Below are 20,456 nucleotides of genomic sequence, written 5' to 3' on the forward strand. Positions count from 1 at the left end.
GGCAAGCCGTGGTGATGTGTGCGGCGGGCTCTCTGCGCTGTCGGCCTCGCCTGACCGAGGCGCGCAATTTCGAGTTGCTCAGCGATGCTGGGGGGAAGCCACGCACTCCCCGCAAACCCGATCCGGGTCGGACGACCTGTCGCAGCCTATCACGATCTCGCGATGCAACCGGGTTCGAGAGGCTCCGTTAGCTCCCTCATGATGTTCGAGGCCGCGCCGACCCGTGGCGGCCGGACTTCCGTCGGGACAATTCCATGCGCAATCTTCTTGGCCCATCCAGCCTTCGCGCGCGCCTGCGCCTTGCACCGGCGCTCGTCACCCTTGCTCTCGCGCTGGCCGGCCCGGCTGCGGCGCAAGGCTCGGGCGGGGAGGGGCAAAGCGGAAAGGGCGAGGCCGAGAAAGCGTCCGGCGTCGAGTTGCCGCTGATCGGCCGGGTCGAACTGCCCGGCTTCATGGCCGGCTGGTTCGGCGGCGAGGAGAAGAAGCAGAAGGGCGGCGGGCAGGCCGAGCACGAGGGCGGTGACCAGAAGGGCGAGCCGCCCGCCGTGATCGTCCAGCGCGTCGAAACGCGTGCCGTGGGCGACACGTTCGAGTTCATCGGCACGATTCAGCCGATCGAGAAGGTGGCCGTGCGCGCCCGCGTCGAGGGCTATATCCAGGATGTCGCCTTCAATGGCGGACAGCAGGTGAAGCGCGGCGATCTCCTGTTTCAGATCGAGCCCGCGCAATACGAGGCGGCCGTGCGCGCGGCCGAGGCGCAGCTTTCCGGCGCGCAAGCGACGCGCAATCAGGCCCAGCGCAATTTCGACCGGCAGAACGAACTGGCGCGTTCGGGTGTCACCGCCCGCGCCACGCTGGAAGACGCGACCGCCAATCTGGAAAACGCCGAAGCCCAGCTGCTTCAGGCGCAGGCTTCGCTGACGCAGGCCCAGCTGAATCTGTCCTACACGCGCATCGAGGCCGCGATCGACGGCGAAATGTCCGCGCCGCTCATCACGCGCGGCAATTACGTCTCCGCGACCAGCGGCGATCTCGCGGCTCTCACCCAGATGAACCCGATCTGGGGCGTCTTCCCGATCGGCGAGGATCAGCTCGTCACTTGGCAGCGCGTCGGGCCGCAGCAGGCCGATGAAACGCCTGTGGCGAGCGCCCGGCCCAATGGGCAAGCGAGTGGCGAGGACCAAGGCGACGCGGCAGCGGGCGGGGAGGACATGGTCGCCTCGTCCGAAATGACCTCCTCCACGGGCGGCGAGGGCGCAGCGCCCATCGCCACGGCCGCCGGCACGGGCGCGGCCGGTGCGCCGCCTTTGCCGGACGGCGCGCAAACGGTGAGTGCCACCGCCAATGCGTCCGACCGGGCGGTCGCGACGGACTACCGCCTTCAGCTTCGCCTGCCGAACGGCGCGCTCTACGAGCCGCCCGGCCGCTTCGATTTCGTCGGCAACAGTGTCAACCAGACGACGGGAACGGTGGAAGCGCGCATCCGCTTTCCCAATCAGGGCAAGTTCCTGCTGGCCAACCAGAACGTGACGCTGGTGGCGAGCGAGCGCAACCCGCCGACGCTGCCCGTCGTGCCGCAGGCCGCGATCCAGTTCTCGCGAGAGGGACGCGCGGTGCTCGTCGTGACGCCGGACAATGGCGTCGAGCGCCGCCCGATCGAGGTCGGCCGCACGATCGACAATATGAGCGCCGTGACCAAAGGCCTGAACGGCGGCGAGACGCTGATCCTGCGCGGCTCGGCCAAGGTCAAGGAAGGTACCAAGGTGCGCCCCGTGACGCAGGAACAGGCCGAGGCCGAAGCGCAGGCCCGCCGCCAGACGCGCCAGCCGTCCGAGGGCGGCCAAGGCACGGAAGGCGAGGGCGCGGGAGGCGAGGGCGCTGCGGCGCGTGGCAGCGGGACCGAGGGCGGTGCGTCGTCGGGCTCGTCCGCATCGGGCTCGTCCGCCCGATGATTTCCGATCTCTTCATCCGCCGTCCGCGCCTTGCCGGCGTCATCTCCATCGTCGTGGTTCTGGCGGGTCTCCTGGCGATCCTTGTCCTGCCCGTTTCGCAATATCCCGAGATCACGCCGCCGACGGTGAGCGTGTCCGCCAACTATCCCGGCGCGGATTCCACCGTGCTGGCGCAGGCCGTGGGCGATCCATTGGAGCGCGCCATCAACGGCGTCGAGGACATGATCTACATGTCTTCGACCTCGACGGATTCGGGCACCTATTCGCTCTCCATCACCTTCGCCATCGGCACCGACCCCGACATCGCGCAGGTCAACGTGTCGAACCGCGTGCAGCTCGCCACCGCACAGCTTCCCGAAGCGGTGACGCGCCAGGGCGTCACGGTGCGCTCGCGCTCGCCCAACTTCCTGATGGCGGTGGCCTTCTTCTCCGAAGGCGGGCAGATTTCGACCATCGATATCGGCGCCTATCTTTCGTCCGACGTGGTGACCTCGCTTCAGCGCGTCGAGGGCGTCGGCGACGCCAATGTGCTGGGCAATGCCGATTATTCCATGCGTGTCTGGACCGATCCGGCCCGCATGGCCGCGCTTTCCATCGCCCCGTCCGACATCACGTCGGCGATCGCAGCCGAGAACCTGCCGGCCTCCACCGGTCAGATCGGCGGCGCGCCCGCGCCGGACGGTCAGGCCCTCGTCTATACGATCACCTCGCAAGGCCAGCTGAACACGGCTGAGCAGTTCGAGAACATCGTGGTGCGCGCCGAGCCCTCCGGGGCCATTATCAGGCTGAAGGATGTGGCGCGGGTCGAGCTTGGCTCGGAGAGCTACGCGGTCAACACCTATGTCCGCGACAATCCGGGCAAGACGATCCAGATCAACCAGGCGCCCGGCGCCAACGCGCTCCAGACCGTCACCGCCATCCGCGCCGAGCTGGACCGGCTCCAGACCTCGTTCCCGCAAGGGCTGCAATACGAGATCATCTACGATTCCACGCAATTCGTGGATGCGACGATTCATGAGATCGTGCTGACGCTCGCCATCACCGCCGTGATCATCGTGGTGGTGGTCTTCGTCTTCCTGCAGGACTGGCGCTCGACGCTCATTCCCGCGCTCGCGATCCCCGTGTCGCTGATCGGCACCTTCGCCGTGCTCTTGGCGATCGGCTTCACGATCAATGTCATCACGCTTCTGGCGCTGATCCTTGCCATCGGCCTCGTGGTGGACGACGCCATTCTGGTGGTCGAAAACGTCCAGCGCGTCATGACCGAGCGGAAGATCGACCGCGTGGAGGCGACGCGCCTCGCCATGCGCGAGATCACCGGGCCGATCGTTTCCACGACGCTGGTCCTGCTCGCCGTGTTCCTGCCGACCACCTTCCTGCCCGGCCTGTCCGGCCAGCTCTATCGCCAGTTCGGCATCGCGCTGTCGGTCTCGATGGTGCTGTCCTCCATCGTGGCGCTGACGCTGACGCCGGCCCTCACCGCTGCCATGCTGCGCCCGCCCAGCGCCGCCTGGGGTCCGCTGCGCTGGTTCAATGTCGGTCTCGACAAGACGCGCAATGCCTATGCGCGCTCGGTCGGCTTTCTGGTGCGCCGCGTGCTTCTGGCGCTCGGCGTGCTCGCGCTCGGCTTTGCCATCGCCTTCGTCTCCTTCGTCAACCTGCCCTCGACGCTCCTGCCGGACGAGGATCAAGGCGCGATCCTGTTCGACGTGTCGCTGCCCGATGGCGCTTCGCTTCAGCGCACGACCGAGGCCATGCTGGAGATCGGGGACATTCTTTCCCAGACGGAGGGCGTGAACGCCTATGTGCTGAATGCCGGCTATTCGCTGCTCCAGTCCTCGCAGCGCTCATCCGGCGGTCTCGGCATCGTTACGCTCAAGCCTTGGGGCGAGCGGCGCGATCTCTTCGCCATTCTGGCTGAACTCAATGGGCGCTTCGCCGCCATTCCCGGTGTGCAGGTGGCGGCCTTCCCGCCGCCGCCGATCCCCGGCCTCGGCTCGGTCGGCGGCTTCACCTTCGAGCTTCTGGCACAGCAGGGGCAGGACCCCGCCGAGGTGGCCCAAGTCGCCAATGCCTTTGTGGCGGCGGCCAACGAGCGGCCCGAGATCGAAACGGCCCGCACGACGTTCTCGGCCGACGTGCCGCGCCTCTACATGAAAATCGACCGCGACCGCGCGCAAACGCTCGGCCTCAGCGTCTCCGACATCTACAACACGGTCGGCGGCGCCATGGGCGAGACCTATGTGAACCAGTTCATCTATCAGGGGCAGATCTTCCAGGTGCGCCTCCAGGCCGAAGCCGACGCGCGCACCAAGACGGCCGATATCGGCCAGCTCTATGCAAAGAATTCCGGTGGCGAGATGGTGCCGCTGCGCTCGCTCGTCTCGGTGGACACGACCTTCGGCCCCTATTCCGTGCCGCGCTTCAACCTCTTCACCGCCCCGCAGATCACCGGCCAGCCGGCAGCGGGCTACTCCTCGGGCGCGGCGCTCACCGCCCTCGAAGAGGTGGCGCGCGAGACCCTGCCGGCGGGCTACAGCTATCAGTTCTCAGGCACGTCCTATCAAGAGCGGCAGGCGGGCTCGGTCACCTATCTCGCCTTCGGTTTGGCCTTCGTTTTCGCCTATCTCTTCCTGGTGGCGCAGTATGAAAGCTGGCTCCAGCCGCTCACCGTCATGCTCTCCATCGCCATCGCGGCGGCGGGTGCGGCGGGGGCGCTGGCCCTGTTCGGCCAGACCTCCAACATCTATTCGCAGATCGGCATGGTGATGCTGATCGGCCTGGCCGCCAAGAACGCCATTCTGATCGTGGAGTTCGCCAAGGAGCGGCGCGAGCTGGACGGGATGGAAATCACGGAAGCCGCGATCACCGGCGCGCGCCAGCGCTTCCGCGCGGTTCTGATGACGGCGCTCGCCTTCATCCTCGGCCTCGTGCCGCTGGTGACGGCGAGCGGCGCGGGCGCGGCCTCGCGCAACGCGATCGGCATCGCCTCGATCGGCGGCATGTTGGCCGCGACCATGATCGGCATCTTCATCGTGCCGGCCCTCTTCGCCCTGTTCGAGCGGCTGGGCGAAGGGCGGGGCGGCAAGTTCTGGGGCCGTGAGAAGAACCGCGCCAAGGAGCGGCGTGATCCGAACGAGCGCCTGCCCTGGCATTTCGGGGCGCGCGGCAAGGACAAGGAAAAGGCTACGAGCGAAGGCGGCACGGCGGTTCCGGCCGAATGACGGAGCGACTGCCGAGGCCGCACACCCCGATGCCCGCCATCCCACTCCTGCCCCTTCCACGTCTGCCGGGTTCGCGCCCGGCGCGCACGCTCGAAACGCGGCGGCTTCTGGACGACATCACGCCGCTCGCCCCCGGCCGCGGCCGACCCGCGCCTCGCCATGGGCCGGATCGCCCCGCACCCGACCGGCCGCAGAGCATCGCCGTGGTCGGCAATGCGCCGGAGGCGGGGCGGATCGGTGCGGCGGTGGACCGGGCGGACTGGGTGATCCGCTTCAACAATGCACAGGGCTTCGGCGCGGCGACGGGGCGCCGGCTCACCCATCTCGTTCTCATGAATTTCGGCGGGCAGACGCGCGAGTGGCTGGAGGATGTGAGCTTCCGCCGCCGCGCCGCGATCCGCCACGCGCAAGGCTTCCTTCTGCCGATCGACCCCGGCGTGGACGAGCGACGCCGCCCGACTCCCTTGCCCGAGAAGCGGGCGGGAGGCGAGCATGACTGGACGCCCGAACTCTGCGCGCGGCTGAGCCCGCGCGGCGCGCCGGTCTGGATCTTCAACGATCCGCTGTTCTTCGCTGCCCGCGCCGCATTGAGCCGCGAGGGCGGGCGCGAGGATGGGGTGCCGAGTTCGGGCTTCCTGGCGCTCTACTGGCTGCTGAGTCGCCTGCGGCGCGTGAGGCGGATCGTCGATGTCTATGGCTTCGGCTTCGCCGGTTGGGAGGGGCATGACTGGGCGGCCGAGCGTCGCTGGGTAGAGCGGCGCGAGCGGGAAGGCCGGCTGCGCCTGCATCCGCTGCGGTCGGCCTGACTACTGCGGGAAGATGGCGCGCAGGTCGTCCAGCTTCTCGTTCACGAGCCAGCCGTAATAGTTTTCCTCAGGCATCCGCGCGGGCTGGCCGCTCGCCTGCCGCCGGATATTCTCCGCCTTCAGCCGTCGCGCGCGGGTGATCGGGTCGCCGACATTGTAGAGCGTCGCGGTGATTCCAGGGTTCTTGGAAATGTCGAAGCCGGCGATCTCGCGATACTTGTCGATCGAGGAGCGGATCACCGCCGCCATGTAGTGAAGAGATTTGTCGGGGTCCATGATCGCGGCATAGACCTCGCCCGCCCGGTTCATCTCGATGTCGGGATAGCCGGAGACGCGATGCACGATATCGGACACGGCCAGCGCCGTCATCGGGTTGATCTGGCCGAGGCCGAAGGTCTGTCCGGCATAATAGGGCTGGAAGAAGACCGCGCCGAAGCGATTGTCGGGGTAGGAGCGCCCGTCCACTGTCTTGCCCCGGAAGCTCTGCTCGAAGACCTGCTCACGACAGCTCCACAGCGCCTCGTCGCCCTTGGCGCGCTGGCAGCGGTTGAACTCGGGCCGCGCCACGAAGCTCTCCACCGACTCCCCCTTGTAGGAGAAGTCGATGCCGGAGTTCAGATAAGACATGGCCTTGACGTAATAGGTCTGAATCCGGTCCAGCGCGTCCACATTGAACGTGTGCTCGCCGACCAACGCGCCCGCGATATGGATCGGGTCGATCCCATAGAGTTTCGCTGCCGAGCGAATCTTGTTCTGTAGGTCGCGATTGGTCGCCAGAAGGTCGTGGATCTTCTGATATTTGGACGTGAAATTGCCGCCCGTCGCGGCCGTGCGCGTATAGGAGAAGCTCGGAATGGCGGGCTGCGTGGCGTTGCGATTGCCCGGCGGAACGGTGACGACGGACTGCGCCTGAGCGGGGTGAGCCAGCAGGAAGCCCGCCAGAAGCGCGGCGAGTAAACGGGACATGGATCGACCTTCGATCGGACGGGCCTGCCTATCCGCATGGTTTGCGGCGAGCGTGAGGCGACCGGGCTGTCTTAGATCAAGAGCCTGCCGGTCGAAACATTACCCAGCTCTTTTAACGACGAGCGTGTCACACGTGAAACACTCAGGCATAGCGCGTCGGCACGGCCGTCAGCGATTTGACCGTTTCCATGGAGATGAAGGCCGACATGTCGGCCAGGCTCACCTTGGCGACGAGGCGCTTGTAGATCGTATCGTAATGCTCGACATTGGGCAGCACGATCTTCAGGATGTAATCGACGCTGCCGGTCAGCCGATGCACCTCGACGATCTCCGGGATTGCGCCGACGGCGGCGTGAAACTCCTCCAGCCAGCCTTTCTCATGCCGCGCCGTCTTCACCAGAACGAAGATCGTCGTCGGCAGGTTGATGCGTTTGCGATCCACCAGCGCCACGCGGCGCGCGATGTAGCCTTCGTCCTTCAAGCGCTGGATGCGGCGCGAACAGGCCGAGGGCGACAGGGCGAGACGCTCGGCCAGATCAGCCACCGAACGGTCGGCATCGTCCTGAAGCAGGGTGAGGAGTTGGTGATCTCGATCGTCCAGCATGGGGCAGGGATGCACGAAGCCGAAGCCTTGCGCAAGAGAAGCGCGCCATTCGGTCATAACGCGCGTTGAATGTGCGGGAATTCGCGTCGATCTCGGAAAGATCGCATCCCGCTTTCGCGGCGGGGGCGTCATCCTGTGTGGCAGGGATCGCACCACCAGACGGGGACGGACATATGAAGCGCATCGGGCTGATCGGCGGCATGAGCTGGGAATCCACCGCCACCTATTATCGCCTCCTGAACGAGGCGGTGCGCGCGGCGCGCTCGCCACTCGCCTCGGCCGACGTGCTGCTCCATTCGCTCGATTTCTCGGCCGTGGTCGCGCTGCAGAAGACGGGGCGCTGGGATCTGGCGGCCGAGATGCTGGCCGACAGCGCGCGCCGCCTGGAGCGCGCGGGTGCGGACTGCGTCCTTATCTGCACCAACACGATGCATCTCGTCTCGGCCGAGGTGCAGGTCGCCGTTTCCATTCCGCTGATCGATATCATCCGTGAGACGGGCGAGACGCTGAAGCAGGCCGGCCATTCGCGCCCGCTGCTTCTGGCCACGCGCTACACGATGGAACACGGCTTCTATGCCGACCGGATGGAAGCGGCTGTCGGCTTTCGCCCGATCGTGCCGAATGCCGAAGATCGCACGCTGGTGCACCGCGTCATCTTCGAAGAACTGTGCGCCGGTCATGTCGACCCCAGCTCGGCCCGTGCCTTCGAGGCCGTGGTGGAGCGCGGACGCGCGGCGGGCGCCGACAGCGTGATCCTCGGCTGCACCGAGATAGGGCTTCTGGTGCGCCCCGACGCGCTCGCCCTGCCGGGCTTCTGCTCCACCGAAATCCACGCGGCAGCGGCGGTGCGCTTCGCCCTCGGCGAAGGTCAGGAAACCGTCATAGAGACGGAGAATGCCAAGCTTCGCGAACGCGTTGCAGCATAGGCTGAAGCGTCACTGACGGCGCGGGGGTCTGTGGCCGCAAGGCCCCGCTTCCTCGCCATCGGCTGACGGGACGGTTCGGCCGATGCCTCGGTCGAACATCTGCCGCATTCGCCTTGGATTGCCCGCCCATGTGCCGCCTACTCGCCTATGCCGGGACGCCGCTGTTTCTGGAAGATCTCCTGATCCGCCCGGAAGGCTCCCTCGTGTCGCAATCCATGGCCGCGCGCGAGGCGCGCACCGTGGTGAACGGAGATGGCTGCGGCCTTGGCTGGTATGGCGAGCGGGCCGAGCCCGGCCTGTATCGCGGTATTCTGCCGGCTTGGTCGGACGCCAATCTCACCTCGCTCTGCCGGCAGATCCGCTCCGGCTTGTTTCTGGCCCATGTTCGGGCGGCGACCAGCGGCGGCGTCTCCACCAGCAATTGCCACCCTTTCGCCCATGGCCAGCAGCTCTTCATGCACAATGGCCAGATCGGCGGCTATGCGGGCTTGCGCCGGCGCGTCGAAGGCATGATTTCCGACGCGCTCTATCCCTCGCGCAAGGGCACCTGCGACTCCGAGGCGATCTTTCTGGCCGCCCTCAGCCGTGGGCTGGAGAGCGATCCCGTCGCGGCGTTTCGCGATACGCTGAGCGAGATCGAGGCAATGCGCGGCGCGGTGTCGGACGAGCCGGTGCGCTTTGCCGCCGTGCATTCGGACGGCGAGCGGCTCTTCGCCTTTCGCTGGGCGAGCGACGACAAGCCGCCTTCGCTCTATGCCCGCAGCGAGGGGGCGAGTCTTCTCGTCGCCTCCGAGCCCTGCGGGCGGGACGCGGCGGGCTGGCGCGCCATTCCGCCCGGCAGCGTGCTGGAAGCGGACCGGACGGGACGCATGTTCCTGCGTCCCTTCAATGTCGATGCCCCCCATCAAGGCGCGATCCGGGCCGCCTGAGCGGCTTGGGTTAGACCCGGTCGACCGACCCGAAGGGACTGTTCCCGGTTCCTAGGCCTCAGGCCAGCGCGCGGTTGCGCGTCTCGACCCTGATCCGCGTCACCGCAACGGCGGCCAGAACCAGAAGCGCGGCATAAAGGCCGAGCGCGCCGGCAAAGCTTGCCGCCATGATCGGGGCGAGCAGCGAGGGCGCGACGAGGCCGCCGAGCCGCGCCATGGCCCCGGCGCTACCCATGCCGGTGGCGCGCAGTTCGGTCGGGTAAAGCTCGGGCGTGATCACATAGAGCGCGCCCCACGTGCCAAGCAGCGCGAAGCTCAGGATCAGCGTCGCGCTCGCCACCAGCGCATCGCTGAGGCCGAGCCCGTAGAGCCCGCAGCCGACGGCGCTCAGAAGCAGGAAGCCGATCAGCGTCGGCTTGCGGCCCCATCGCTCCACGCCAAAGGCCGCCAGCGCATAGCCGGGGATCTGGGCGAGCGCGACCAGCACCAGAAACCAATGTCCGCGCACAAAGCCGAAGCCTTGTCCCGCGAGCTGAACGGGCAGCCAGACGAAGACGCCGTAATAGCTCATCGAGACGAGGAACCAGACGGCGAGAACCGGCAGGGTGACGCCGCGCAGCGCCGCCGAAAAGATTGAGCCGCCCTGGCGGGGCGTGGGCAGGGTCAGCGTGCCGGCGGGAAGCGTGGTGCCGTTGGCGCTGGCAACGCTGTCCAGAATGGCGCGCGCCTCCGCCTCCCGCCCCTTTCGCAGAAGATACATGGGCGATTCCGGCACCCAGAAGCGGATGAAGAGCCCGATGATGGCTGGCGCGCCGGTGATGAAGAACAGAACGCGCCAGGGCTCGGCCGCGCCGCTCGACTGCACGGCGAGGGCGGCGAGCGCCACCAGCACGGTGCCCGGCGCCCAGGCCCCTTCCAGCATGACCAGCCAGCGCCCGCGCTTCTGGGGCGGCAGGAACTCCGCCATCATCGCATAGTCCACCGGCAGCGTGCCGCCGACGCCGAGGCCGGTGAGGAAGCGCAGGGCCAGGAGCCAGGTGAAATCGGGCGCGAAGGCCGAGGCGATGCCGAATAGGGCGTCGATCAGGATGGTGAGGATCAGGACGCGCCGCCGCCCGATCCGATCCGCCAGCCGCCCAAAGACGAAGGCCCCGACGAGCATTCCCAGAAAGAACAGCGTGCCGGTTTGCAGCGCTTGCGGCACGGTGAGGCCGAAGCTCGCCGCGATCGAAGCGGCGGTGAAGCCGATCGCCAGAACCTGCATGGCATCGGCGGCCCAGACGAGGCCGAAGGTCAGAAGCAGCTTGCGTTGGAAGCGGCCGGTGCCGGCAGCCTCCAGGGCGGTTTCGAAGGGCAGGGCTCGGGACATGGGCTGGAACCAAGGCAGAGGCGCAAGGAGCGCGGGACGGGGCGCTGATTTGGTTCTCCCTTCGCGGCTGCGTCAAGAGACCGCAGTGCGGGAAGAGCAGCGTGTCCCTGTTGGTCGAACGTGTGTCTAAGGTCGGGAGGCGGGCTCGATGGAGTGTTCAGCCCACCACGCGCCCAGCGAGTATCGTCGTGATTTCGGGCGGTTAGGCTCGGTGCGCACCCGGTCCGAGGTTTGCCTGATATGGGTCGCCATTCTCGTCACAACCGGAAACGCGGCGGGCGATGATCCGTCCTTCAAACACAAAAAAAGCCGCGCCCTTTCGGACGCGGCCCATGAAAGAGAAGAACAAACGCCGTCAGAGAATGAAGCGCGACAGGTCGACATTGCCTGCAATGCCGTCGAGCGCCTTGCGCACATAGTCGGCATCGACGCGGAAGGTCTCGCCGCCCTTGTCGGGCGCCTCGAAGGAGATGTCGTCCAGCACGCGCTCCATCACCGTCTGAAGACGCCGTGCGCCGATATTCTCGACCGAGCCGTTCAGCGAAACGGCGAGATCGGCGATCGCGTCGATCGCGTCGTCGGTGATGTCGAGCGTCACGTTCTCGGTCTTCATCAGCGCCACATACTGCTTGATGAGTGAGGCTTCGGTCTCCGTCAGGATGCGGCGGAAATCGTCCTTGGTCAGCGCGCGCAACTCGACGCGGATCGGCAGGCGGCCTTGAAGCTCGGGCAGGAGGTCCGAGGGCTTGGCGACATGGAAGGCGCCGGACGCGATGAAAAGGATATGATCGGTCTTCACCGGCCCGTGCTTGGTGGCGACCGTCGTGCCTTCCACCAGCGGCAGAAGATCGCGCTGCACGCCCTCGCGGCTGACGCCTGCGCCGCCGCCCATGCCGTCCTTGTTGGCGATCTTGTCGATCTCGTCCAGGAAGACGATGCCGTTGTTCTCGACCGCCGCGATGGCGTCGGCAACCAAGGCCTCGTTGTCGAGCAGCTTGTCGGATTCCTCCGAGATCAGAAGCTCGTAGCTCTCCTTGACGGTGGTACGGCGCGTCTTGGTGCGCCCGCCCATCGCCTTGCCGAACATTTCGGAGAGGTTGAGGACGCCGATATTGGCGCCGGGCATTCCGGGAATGTCCATGCCGCCCATCGGGTTGGACGTGTCGGCCACCTCGATTTCGATTTCCTTATCGTCCAGCTCGCCGGCGCGCAGGCGCTTGCGGAAGCTGTCGCGCGTGGCGGGCGAGGCGGTCTTGCCGACGAGCGCGTCGAGCACGCGGTCCTCGGCCCCGGCATGGGCCTTGGCGCGCACCTCGGCCCGCTTCTTCTCGCGCACGAGGCCGATGCCGATCTCCACGAGATCGCGCACGATCTGCTCGACATCGCGGCCGACATAGCCGACCTCGGTGAACTTCGTCGCCTCGACCTTGAGGAAGGGCGCGCCGGCGAGCTTCGCCAGACGGCGCGAAATCTCCGTCTTGCCGACGCCGGTGGGTCCGATCATCAGAATGTTCTTGGGGCTGACCTCCTCGCGCAGCGAACCCGTCAGCTGCTGCCGGCGCCAGCGATTGCGCAGTGCCACGGCCACCGCGCGCTTGGCCTCGCGCTGCCCGATAATGTGGCGATCCAGCTCGGAAACGATCTCGCGGGGGGAAAAGTCGGTCATGCTTTCAGGGTCTCGTACTGGTCGCCGGAAGGGTCATGGCGGAAGGAAACAGTGCTGCAGATGGGGAGCGCAAGGAGCCTGTGCCAGAGGGCTCCGCGCGGCAAGGCTGACAGCTGACCGCCGTGCCCATCTGACGCGCCAAGACCGGGCAGCATCCTCGGCGGAACCCGAGGTCGCTGCCATCCTTGCCCGGCCAATAAAAGAAAACCGGCAGACCCAGCGCTTGTGCGCGGCGCGATCAGGTCTTTCGACAGGGCACGATCAAGGGGTCGCCAAGCTCGAATCGGCGCGTATCCGCCCACGGATTCAACCTCTGCTCGTTTTACAGGCGAGCGGATAAAATGAATAGAACGCAATCGATGCGAGTTATCGTATCCCCAAGCTTGGCAAACTTTTCCAACTTCCGAAGCGGAAGATGAGTTTTTTCCGTGACAAATTCCGGCCTATGTTATTTTCCCGGCTCTGGGGGCTGTTCCAACCAATGGTTGTTTGTCATTTAAATTTAATTAACCAAACTGTATGTGCCTGCCCAATTTTATGACCCCTCGGGGGTCGAATGGTGGCGAATTTGCGGTTAGATGAATTTGAGAGCCGGTGCGCGCGGCCTCGTCGCCCGGCTTACGCGGTAGTCTGCGGAAGGAATGGCCATGGTTTGTAACTCCTCGTTCTCTCGCCTGTTGATGGTGGACGCGCTGGCGTAATGAAGGATGGGTTCAGCTTGATGCTCGAAGGAGCACCGCGACCATGGACGTTGGAGGGATTGGCGAGCAGTCTTGAAACCATCGCCGTCCAGCATGGATTTACGACGTTCGCTCTCCTTTCGATCCCCTCGTCCGACGATGCGGGGGCGGAGATGCGACTTGTCCTTTCGAATTGGAGCGAGGAGTTCCGGCGCGGCTTCGAGCGCAATGGCCTCAACCGTTTCACGCCCGTTCTGCGGGCGCTGAAGGGCGGCGTGCTGCCGCTCGTCTGGGACGCCGAAACGCTCTACGGCTATGACCCCGCTGACCCCGACATGCTGCCCCAGGCGCGCTTTCTGGGCGCGACGGGCATGTTGTCGGGCGTCTACTGCCCGGTGCATGGGCTGACGGGCTTCAATGGCGTTCTCTGCTTCTTCGGCGCCGGTCCGCCCATCTCGGAAGAGGTGGCCGACGCGCTGCATCTCGTGGCTTTCAGCGCCTTCGGAATGCTGAGCTGCATCCGCTTCGAAGAGAACCGGCGCAACAATCCGCTGACAGGGCGCGAGCGCGACTGCCTCAAGCTCGCCATGCTCGGCAAGACCTCGTCCGAGATCGGCACCATCCTGAAACTGTCGGAACACACGATCTCGCAATATCTGACCTCCGCGACGCGCAAGCTCGACGCCTCCAACCGCACCCATGCGGTCGCGTTGGCCGCGCAGCTCGGCTATCTTTCGTAAGTCAGCCGCCGCGCTCCCTCTCTTGAGCCGCTCGGGCTTTCCGGGTGGCGGAGCGGCGGCTCGGCGCCTATGTCCTTTGGGATGATAGAAGGCAGACCGACGATGGAGCTTCAGCCGGGCGTGCGCTTCTGGCCGGGCTTCTTCGGGCGCGCGGCGCAGGAAGAACTGGTAGAGACCATCCGCGCCGTCGTCGCCGAGGCCCCGCTGTATCGCCCGGCCATGCCCCGCACAGGAAAACCCTTCTCGGTGCGCATGACCAATTGCGGGTCGCTCGGCTGGGTGTCGGATCGCGCGGGCTATCGCTACCAGCGGGACCATCCCGAAACCGGCGCGCTCTGGCCCGCCATCCCACCCGTGCTTCTCCAGCTTTGGGACGAGGTGTCCGCCTCGCCCGCGCCGCCGGAAGCTTGTCTGGTGAACTTCTACGACGGATCCGCCAAGCTCGGTCTGCATCAGGACAAGGACGAGGCGGACCTTGCCGCGCCCGTCGTCTCCGTTTCGCTGGGCGACGAGGCGCTGTTTCGCTTGGGTGGGCTGGAGCGCAGCGACCCGACGCGCTCGTTTCGCTTGAAGTCCGGCGATGTGCTGGTGCTGGGCGGCGCGAGCCGCCTCGCGTTTCACGGGGTGGACCGCATCTATCCCGACACCTCCACCTTGCTGCCCAGGGGCGGGCGCATCAATCTCACGCTTCGGCGGGTTCGGCCTGCCTGATAGAGGTATCTCCCCGCCAGAGCGAGGCGACGGGCTCGGTCGCGAGATCGGGCTTGGCGTCCCCGATGAAGATCAGCACTGGGCCGGGATGGGGATTATCCGGGTCGTAGAAGTCGAGAAGAGCGGGATGGCGATGCTGGAAAAAGTCCGGCTTGATGCCACGCTGGCGCAGGAGATGGTCGATGACCACCTGATCGCCATGCACGGCGTTGGGCACCGGGCCGCAGGAGCCCGGCTTCATCCAGCGCTCGGGGTCCGCTCGGAAGGCGTCGTGGACGAAGCCGAGCTGATCGCCCTCCCAGCGCAGAAGCGCGCTCGACAGGCGCGTCTTGTGGAAGTGATCCTCCATGGCGCAGAGGCCGGGTTCGCTGAGCGCCGAGGCGTCGCCCGAAAATACCGTGTCGAGGTCGCAGAGAAGCGCCGTGCCCTCGACCAAGCCTGGGCGCAGCGCCTCCATCTTGGACCACCAGATCGGCCATGTCTCGCGCAGAGGCACACGCTCGACGCCTTCGATGGCAAACTCCATGTCGGTGAGGCAGAGGCAGCGCGTGAAGCCCGGCGCGTGACGCCGCGCGCCCGCCCAGAGCCGCTCCACCCAAAGCGGTGTGTAGCGCCCGCCGCCGCGCAGCACCGTGACGAGGGTCGCCATCAGTGCCCGCCCGCGGTCGTCTGAACCCGGTTTCTGCTCTGCATCTCAAGCCCCATCCGCCATCGCGAGAAGGGCTGACATAGGGCAGGGGGCGGCCGCTTTCGTCTGCGACAAAGCGGCCTTGGGCTTTCACGAAAAAGGCCGGCGCATCGGCCGGCCTTCCGCTCGTGTCTCGAAGGTTCTGGCAGAACCTCAGCCGGCCTTGGGCAGCGGCAGGAACTGGTAGGCCCAGGTTTCGGTCAGGATCGTGTCGCCCTGGCGCAGGAAGAGGCGCAGTTCCACCGGCTCCGTGCCCTCGGCCGCGACGTCGAAGGTCACGCGCCAGGCGGTGCCGACCTTCACCGAATAGGCGTCCACATTGCTGATCGTGCCGCGCGAGGCGGTGACGACGGGCTTCACGTCCTTGTCGAAGCGGCCGAGCTTGGCCACCAGTCCGCCGTCGAAATCGACGACGATCTTGGTGACGCCGGCGGGGCGGGCTTGACCCGCGACACCGCCGCGCCCCAGGCGCGTGGAGACGACCACGCCGACATCGCCGGGGAAGGGCTGCTTGTTGGCCCAGTAGAGATCGTAGTCGAGGCTGATCGCATCGCCCTTCTTCACGGGCTTGGCCGAGAGCCAGTAGGCGGCGATATTGTCGTGGATCTCGTCGTCGGTCGGGATTTCCACGAGCTGCACGGCGCCCGGACCCCAGTCGCCCTTGGGCTGAACCCAGACGCTGGCACGGCGCTCGTAGAACACGCCGTCATCCTCGTAGTTTTTGAAGTCGCGGTCGCGCTGGAGAAGGCCGAAGCCCTTGGGCGAGTCCGAGGTGAAGGTCGAGGTCATGACGTTGTTGGGGTTGTTGAGCGGACGCCAGATGCGCTCGCCCGTGCCCGTCCAGAGCGCCAGACCATCGGAATCGTGGACTTCCGGCCGCCAGTCGATGCGGCGCTGCTTGTCGGTCTCGGAATACCAGTACATCGAGGTCAGCGCCGCGATGCCGAAACGGGCGATGTCGTCGCGCGCAAAATAGCGGGCCTGGATGTCCATGACGATCGGCCCGCCCTTCTTAACGTCCATGCGCAGGACGCCCGCCACGCGCGGCGAGTTCAGAAGGCAGGTGATGACGAGCTGCCCATCCTTCGAGGGCTCCAGGAAGAAGTCGGTGAAGCGCGGGAATTCCTCGGGCGTCGGCATGGCGACATCGATGGCGAGCGCGCGCGCCGACATGCCGAACTGATTGTCCTCGCCGGACGTGCGGAAATAGGCCGCTCCGAGGAAAGCCAGCCAATCGGCCTCCGAGCCCGGCTCCAGCACGCGGAAGCCGGCGAAGCCGATATCATCGGGCAATTCCTTGGCCGGGCTGTCGTCGGGGATCTGGAACAGATTGGGGTCGTAGCGCAGCGTGCGCGCCTCGCCGTTCTCCACCACATGGATGCCCACCGGCAGCTTGAAATAGCGCCCGAGGAAGAAGAAGCGGATCGGCGCCTTGCCGTTGTTCAGCTCCAGCGTGTCTTCCGACTTGAACTTAATGCGCCAGTGCTGATCGAAGTCGATGCGCTCCAGAATATCGGCCGCGCGGGGTACTTCGGGCACATAGGGCTCGGCGGCCATCTGGCGCGCGCGCTCCACCAGGCGGTCGAACGAGAAGGGCTGGGGCGCGTCGAAGGTCAGCCCCTTCTCCTGCGCCAAGGCCAGCTTGGTCTGGCCCGCAAGGCCCAGCGCGGCAAGGCCCATCATCAGGTCACGGCGGGTGAGGTCGATCGTCATGCGCGGTCAGATCCCTTTCGAAGTCGGGCGGCAGTAGGAGCCATCATGCGGTCCTGTCAACTGGACGCCAAGCCTTTCCGCTCTGCAACAGCGAGGCGGCGGGGATATGGCGGGGCTGGCATGGCCGGCGGAGCGAGACCCCGGTGCGGCAGCGAACGCCCTTTTTCGTGCAACCGCCCTGCCGTCGTCGGCGTCTTCCTTCCGAAGACATCAGCGGACCAGACGCCATGACCCCGTTCGAAGTGAGTTGGACGCCCGAACTGTTCGAGCGCGTTCGCGCGCGTGTCGCAGCCTACGAGTTCGCCCCCGCGCCGGAGGGCGAAGGCTGGAGCATGGGCTGCGATCCCGCTTTCCTGCGCTTGGTCCAGCGGCATTGGTTGGAGGATTACGAGCGCGAGGCGGCGCTGGCGCGGCTCAACCGCTTCCCGCAAGTCCGGGTCGAAGTGGAGGGCGTCGGGCTGCATGTCGTCCATATCGTGGGCGAGGCCGAGGGGCGGCGGCCGCTCCTGATGAGCCATGGCTGGCCGGGCTCCTTTCGCGAGTTCTGGCGCGTCGCCGAGCCGCTCGCCTATCCCTCGCGCTTCGGCGGCCGGGCGGAGGACGCGTTCGATCTCGTGATCCCCAGCCTGCCGAATTTCGGTTTTTCCGACCATCCGGCCGAGACCGTGGATCAGGCGCGGACAGCCGATCTCTTCGACGCCCTGATGCGCGATGTCCTGGGATACAGGACATACCGCGCCCATGGAGGCGACTGGGGCGCGTTGGTCACCTCGCTTTTGGCGCTGCGCCATCCCGGCTCGCTGGAGGGCATCCATCTTACCATGATGTTTCCCCATCCCGGCGCCGAGCCCGAGAGTGAAGAGGATCGCGCGTGGAAGCGGCGGATGGCCGAGATCGAGGCGGAGATGGGGGCCTATCGCCATCTTCAGGGCTCGCGGCCGCAGAGCCTGTCATGGCTCGTCGGCAACGATCCGATGCGTCAGGCGAGCTGGATCATCGAGCGCTACCATGACTGGTCGGATCGTCGCTCGCGCCCGTTCGAGGCGATCTTCACGCTGGACGAACTGGTCGACACGGCGATGATCTATCACACGACCGGGGCGTTCCATTCCTCCATCCGCTACTACAGCGCGGCGGCCAAGGCCGGTTTCCGCCAGTTGAAGCCGGGGCAGAGGGTGGAGGTGCCGACCGCCTTTGCCTGTTTCCCCGACCCGCTCCACCCCTGGCCCTCGCGCGCCTTCGTGGAAAAGGGCTTTGCCGTGTCGCGCTGGAGCGAGATGCCGGAGGGTGGCCATTTCAGCGCGCTGGAAGCGCCGGACCATCTGGTGGCGGATTTGCGCGCGTGGGCGCGCGGGTAGGGCGCTTCGAATGGCCGAGCGCCCGATCGGTCGCCCGTCAGAGCGTCGGCTGCGCTTCAAGCCAGCGGGCCAGCCTGGAATCGTGATCGTCGGTCGGCGTCTCGGTCTCTACACTACCCGGTTGATGCGCCTCCGGCGTGCGAAAGCGAAGGCCGTAAAGCTCCATGGAGCGCCAGACCACCTCCGCCTCCTGAACCTCGCCCGTGCGATCCACGCGGAAGGCGATCTCGCGGCCGGGCAGAGCGCCGTCTGCGACGCGAATCTGCGCGCCCGTCGCGGACACATTGCGCACTTGAACGGGAATGATCGCATGGGTCAGACCTGCGGTCACCGATCCATGAAGGCACACACGGCGCCGCTTGGCCTGTCTCTTTTCCAGCATGTCCGCTCCTTCGGTTTCATGGAAGAGGGCGTGTTCCACAACCCTTAAATGAAACATGAGCCGGCACCGGGCAAGCTTAACAAATGTTTAGGGTTAACGACGTTAACCTGCGTTAAGGGCGGCGGACAGGGGGCCCATTCTGCGAGCCGTCAGATGTTGCGCAGCGCCACTTCCTCGACCAGATGATCGCCGCCCTTGCGCAGGATCAGGTCGGCGCGCGGGCGCGTCGGTAGGATGTTCTCGAACAGGTTGCGCTGGTTGATCGTGGTCCAGAGCCGGTTGGCCACCTCCAGTGCTTCCTCGTCCGTAATCTTGGAATAGCGGTGGAAGAAGGAGGCTTCCTCCCGGAAGGCCGTTTCGCGCAGGCGCATGAAGCGCGCGACATACCAGCGGTGCAGGTCGTCAATATCGGCGTCGATATAGATCGAATAGTCGAAGAAGTCCGACACGAAGGGGATGAACTTGCCGTCCTTGGGCATGTCGCGGACCTGCAGCACGTTCAGCCCCTCGAAGATGAGGATATCCGGCTGGTCCACCGTCACTTCCTCGCCGGGCACGACGTCATAGACGAAATGTGAATAAACGGGCGCCGAGACATGGCGCGCGCCAGCCTTGATATCGGAGAGAAAGCGCAGGATCGCGCCGACATCGTAGCTCTCGGGAAAGCCCTTGCGCTGCATCAGCCCTTCGGCTTCCAGCACGGCGTTCGGGAACAGGAACCCGTCGGTCGTCACCAGATCGACCTTGGGCGTGCCCGGCCAGCGGGCGAGCAACTCCTTCAGAATACGCGCCGTCGTGCTCTTGCCGGCCGCGACCGAGCCGGCGATGCCGATGACGAAGGGCGTCTTGGTCTGGTCGGAGCCGCGCAGGAAGCGCCGCCGCTGGCGAAACAGCGTCTGCGAAGATTCCACATGCGCGTAGAGCAGGCGCGACATGGCGAGATAGATGCGCTCGACCTCTTCGAGATCGATCCGGTCGCCCATGGAGCGCAGCCGTCGCACCTCGTCCGCGCTCAGCGTCAGCGCCTCCCGGCCGCGAAAGGTCGCCCATTCGGCCGCGGTGAAGAAGCGATAGGGCGACGAGGCGGGGTTGGGCAAGCGGCTGTCCATCGTGCTCAGCTCGCCCCCTGCGGACGCGAGGCTTTTTCCTGAAGACCCGTCTGGGCCGTGCGGCGCTGAAGCTCGTCCATCACGGCCGACAGCGGCAGGCCGCGCAGATGCAGAACGACGAGGAGGTGATAGAGAAGGTCAGCCGCCTCACCGGTCAGCGCCGCGTCGCTTTCGGTCAGCGCCGCGATCACGGTTTCGACGCCTTCTTCGCCGAGCTTCTGCGCGGCCTTCGAGAGGCCGCGCGCGGCGAGTTTGGCGGTGTAAGAGGTCGGGTCGTCCGACCGGGCACGGGCGGCGACGATGGTTTCGAGATCGGCCAGCGTGAACATCGTCATCTCAACTATCGTCATCTCAGTTCGGGCGAAGAGTTCGAACCGCTGGCGGATCGCGGGGGCGGTCCGCCGGGCGGGGTCAGTGAGTGCGGGGCGCGGCGGGGTGCGCGTCGAGGCGCGTGGGAATGCCGGCTTTGGCCATATGCTGCTTGGCTTCAGCGATCGTATAGGTGCCGAAGCGGAAAATCGAGGCCGCTAGAACCGCCGCCGCGCCGCCCTGCAGGCAACCGGCGGAGAGATGCACGAGGGAGACGACGCCGACAGAGGCGATCACCAGAACGGCCAAGGAGTGCCAAAAGAA

17 protein-coding genes and 1 pseudogene are annotated in these 20,456 nt (G+C 66.2%); 8 read left to right on the forward strand and 10 right to left on the reverse strand.

What is annotated here, in order from left to right; genetic code table 11:
- Positions 1-254 precede the first annotated feature (254 nt).
- From NS365_RS20885 to NS365_RS20895, 3 genes are read left to right on the forward strand one after another with little or no spacing between them, the layout of a single operon-like run.
- Positions 255-1,952: an efflux RND transporter periplasmic adaptor subunit gene (locus NS365_RS20885; RefSeq protein ID WP_058602224.1), complete on the forward strand. Its 1,698-nt coding sequence runs from the start codon at positions 255-257 to the stop codon at positions 1,950-1,952.
- Positions 1,949-5,176, forward strand: coding sequence for an efflux RND transporter permease subunit (locus NS365_RS20890; protein WP_058602225.1), 3,228 nt, complete (start codon positions 1,949-1,951; stop codon positions 5,174-5,176). Before NS365_RS20885 ends, NS365_RS20890 begins: the two co-directional genes overlap by 4 nt.
- Positions 5,177-5,205: 29 nt before the next feature.
- Positions 5,206-5,982, forward strand: coding sequence for a hypothetical protein (locus tag NS365_RS20895; protein ID WP_058602226.1), 777 nt, complete (start codon positions 5,206-5,208; stop codon positions 5,980-5,982).
- On the opposite strand, the gene NS365_RS20900 is transcribed toward NS365_RS20895, so the two are convergent.
- Positions 5,983-6,948: a DUF1402 family protein gene (locus NS365_RS20900; protein ID WP_058602227.1), complete on the reverse strand. Its 966-nt coding sequence runs from the start codon at positions 6,946-6,948 to the stop codon at positions 5,983-5,985.
- 142 nt (positions 6,949-7,090) lie between these two features.
- Complete coding sequence (locus NS365_RS20905; RefSeq protein ID WP_058602247.1) at positions 7,091-7,552, reverse strand: Lrp/AsnC family transcriptional regulator; 462 nt, start codon at positions 7,550-7,552, stop codon at positions 7,091-7,093.
- Between the two features lie 173 nt (positions 7,553-7,725).
- Here NS365_RS20905 and NS365_RS20910 point away from each other — a divergent pair, with 173 nt between their 5' ends.
- Both NS365_RS20910 and NS365_RS20915 read left to right on the forward strand, forming a co-directional pair.
- A complete protein-coding gene (locus NS365_RS20910; RefSeq protein ID WP_058602228.1) occupies positions 7,726-8,478 on the forward strand; it encodes an aspartate/glutamate racemase family protein in 753 nt (250 codons plus the stop codon).
- Positions 8,479-8,606: 128 nt separating this feature from the next.
- Positions 8,607-9,407 carry a class II glutamine amidotransferase gene (locus NS365_RS20915; protein ID WP_058602229.1) on the forward strand — a complete coding sequence of 267 codons (801 nt, stop codon included), beginning with the start codon at positions 8,607-8,609 and terminating at the stop codon, positions 9,405-9,407.
- A 58-nt stretch (positions 9,408-9,465) separates the two neighbouring features.
- On the opposite strand, the gene NS365_RS20920 is transcribed toward NS365_RS20915, so the two are convergent.
- Entirely contained in the window at positions 9,466-10,776 is a 1,311-nt protein-coding gene (locus tag NS365_RS20920) for an MFS transporter (protein ID WP_058602230.1), read from the reverse strand.
- A gap of 355 nt (positions 10,777-11,131) precedes the next feature.
- Positions 11,132-12,442, reverse strand: a complete 1,311-nt coding sequence (hslU, locus tag NS365_RS20925) for an ATP-dependent protease ATPase subunit HslU (RefSeq protein ID WP_058602231.1) — start codon at positions 12,440-12,442, stop codon at positions 11,132-11,134.
- Positions 12,443-13,202: 760 nt separating this feature from the next.
- Here hslU and NS365_RS20930 point away from each other — a divergent pair.
- Positions 13,203-13,862, forward strand: a complete 660-nt coding sequence (locus NS365_RS20930; protein WP_244493363.1) for a helix-turn-helix transcriptional regulator — start codon at positions 13,203-13,205, stop codon at positions 13,860-13,862.
- A 102-nt stretch (positions 13,863-13,964) separates the two neighbouring features.
- The gene (locus NS365_RS20935; RefSeq protein ID WP_058602233.1) at positions 13,965-14,573 is read left to right on the forward strand and encodes an alpha-ketoglutarate-dependent dioxygenase AlkB family protein; all 609 of its coding nucleotides are present in this window, start codon (positions 13,965-13,967) and stop codon (positions 14,571-14,573) included.
- On the opposite strand, the gene NS365_RS20940 is transcribed toward NS365_RS20935, so the two are convergent.
- Both NS365_RS20940 and NS365_RS20945 read right to left on the reverse strand, forming a co-directional pair.
- Positions 14,545-15,222 carry a hypothetical protein gene (locus tag NS365_RS20940; protein WP_058602234.1) on the reverse strand — a complete coding sequence of 226 codons (678 nt, stop codon included), beginning with the start codon at positions 15,220-15,222 and terminating at the stop codon, positions 14,545-14,547. The two genes, NS365_RS20935 and NS365_RS20940, sit on opposite strands and share 29 nt — an antisense overlap.
- Positions 15,223-15,414: 192 nt before the next feature.
- On the reverse strand, positions 15,415-16,974 hold the full coding sequence (locus NS365_RS20945) for a glucan biosynthesis protein (RefSeq protein WP_058602235.1): 1,560 nt from the start codon (positions 16,972-16,974) through the stop codon (positions 15,415-15,417).
- Between the two features lie 227 nt (positions 16,975-17,201).
- Here NS365_RS20945 and NS365_RS20950 point away from each other — a divergent pair, with 227 nt between their 5' ends.
- Positions 17,202-18,332, forward strand: a complete 1,131-nt coding sequence (locus NS365_RS20950) for an epoxide hydrolase family protein (protein WP_058602236.1) — start codon at positions 17,202-17,204, stop codon at positions 18,330-18,332.
- A 37-nt stretch (positions 18,333-18,369) separates the two neighbouring features.
- Here NS365_RS20950 and NS365_RS20955 read toward each other — a convergent pair whose 3' ends face one another.
- The 4 genes and pseudogenes from NS365_RS20955 to NS365_RS20970 form a co-directional block, all read right to left on the reverse strand.
- Positions 18,370-18,714 carry a PilZ domain-containing protein gene (locus tag NS365_RS20955; protein ID WP_058602237.1) on the reverse strand — a complete coding sequence of 115 codons (345 nt, stop codon included), beginning with the start codon at positions 18,712-18,714 and terminating at the stop codon, positions 18,370-18,372.
- A 149-nt stretch (positions 18,715-18,863) separates the two neighbouring features.
- Entirely contained in the window at positions 18,864-19,823 is a 960-nt protein-coding gene (gene coaA, locus NS365_RS20960; protein ID WP_058602238.1) for a type I pantothenate kinase, read from the reverse strand.
- 5 nt (positions 19,824-19,828) lie between these two features.
- Positions 19,829-20,158 (reverse strand): phosphoribosyl-ATP diphosphatase, encoded by a 330-nt coding sequence (locus NS365_RS20965; protein ID WP_058602239.1) that lies wholly within the window; start codon positions 20,156-20,158, stop codon positions 19,829-19,831.
- Positions 20,159-20,234: 76 nt separating this feature from the next.
- Positions 20,235-20,456, reverse strand: a pseudogene (locus NS365_RS20970) (imidazole glycerol phosphate synthase subunit HisF); the annotation flags it as partial.

It is taken from the genome of Aureimonas ureilytica, assembly GCF_001475935.1.
Taxonomy (GTDB): Bacteria; Pseudomonadota; Alphaproteobacteria; order Rhizobiales; family Rhizobiaceae; genus Aureimonas; species Aureimonas ureilytica_A.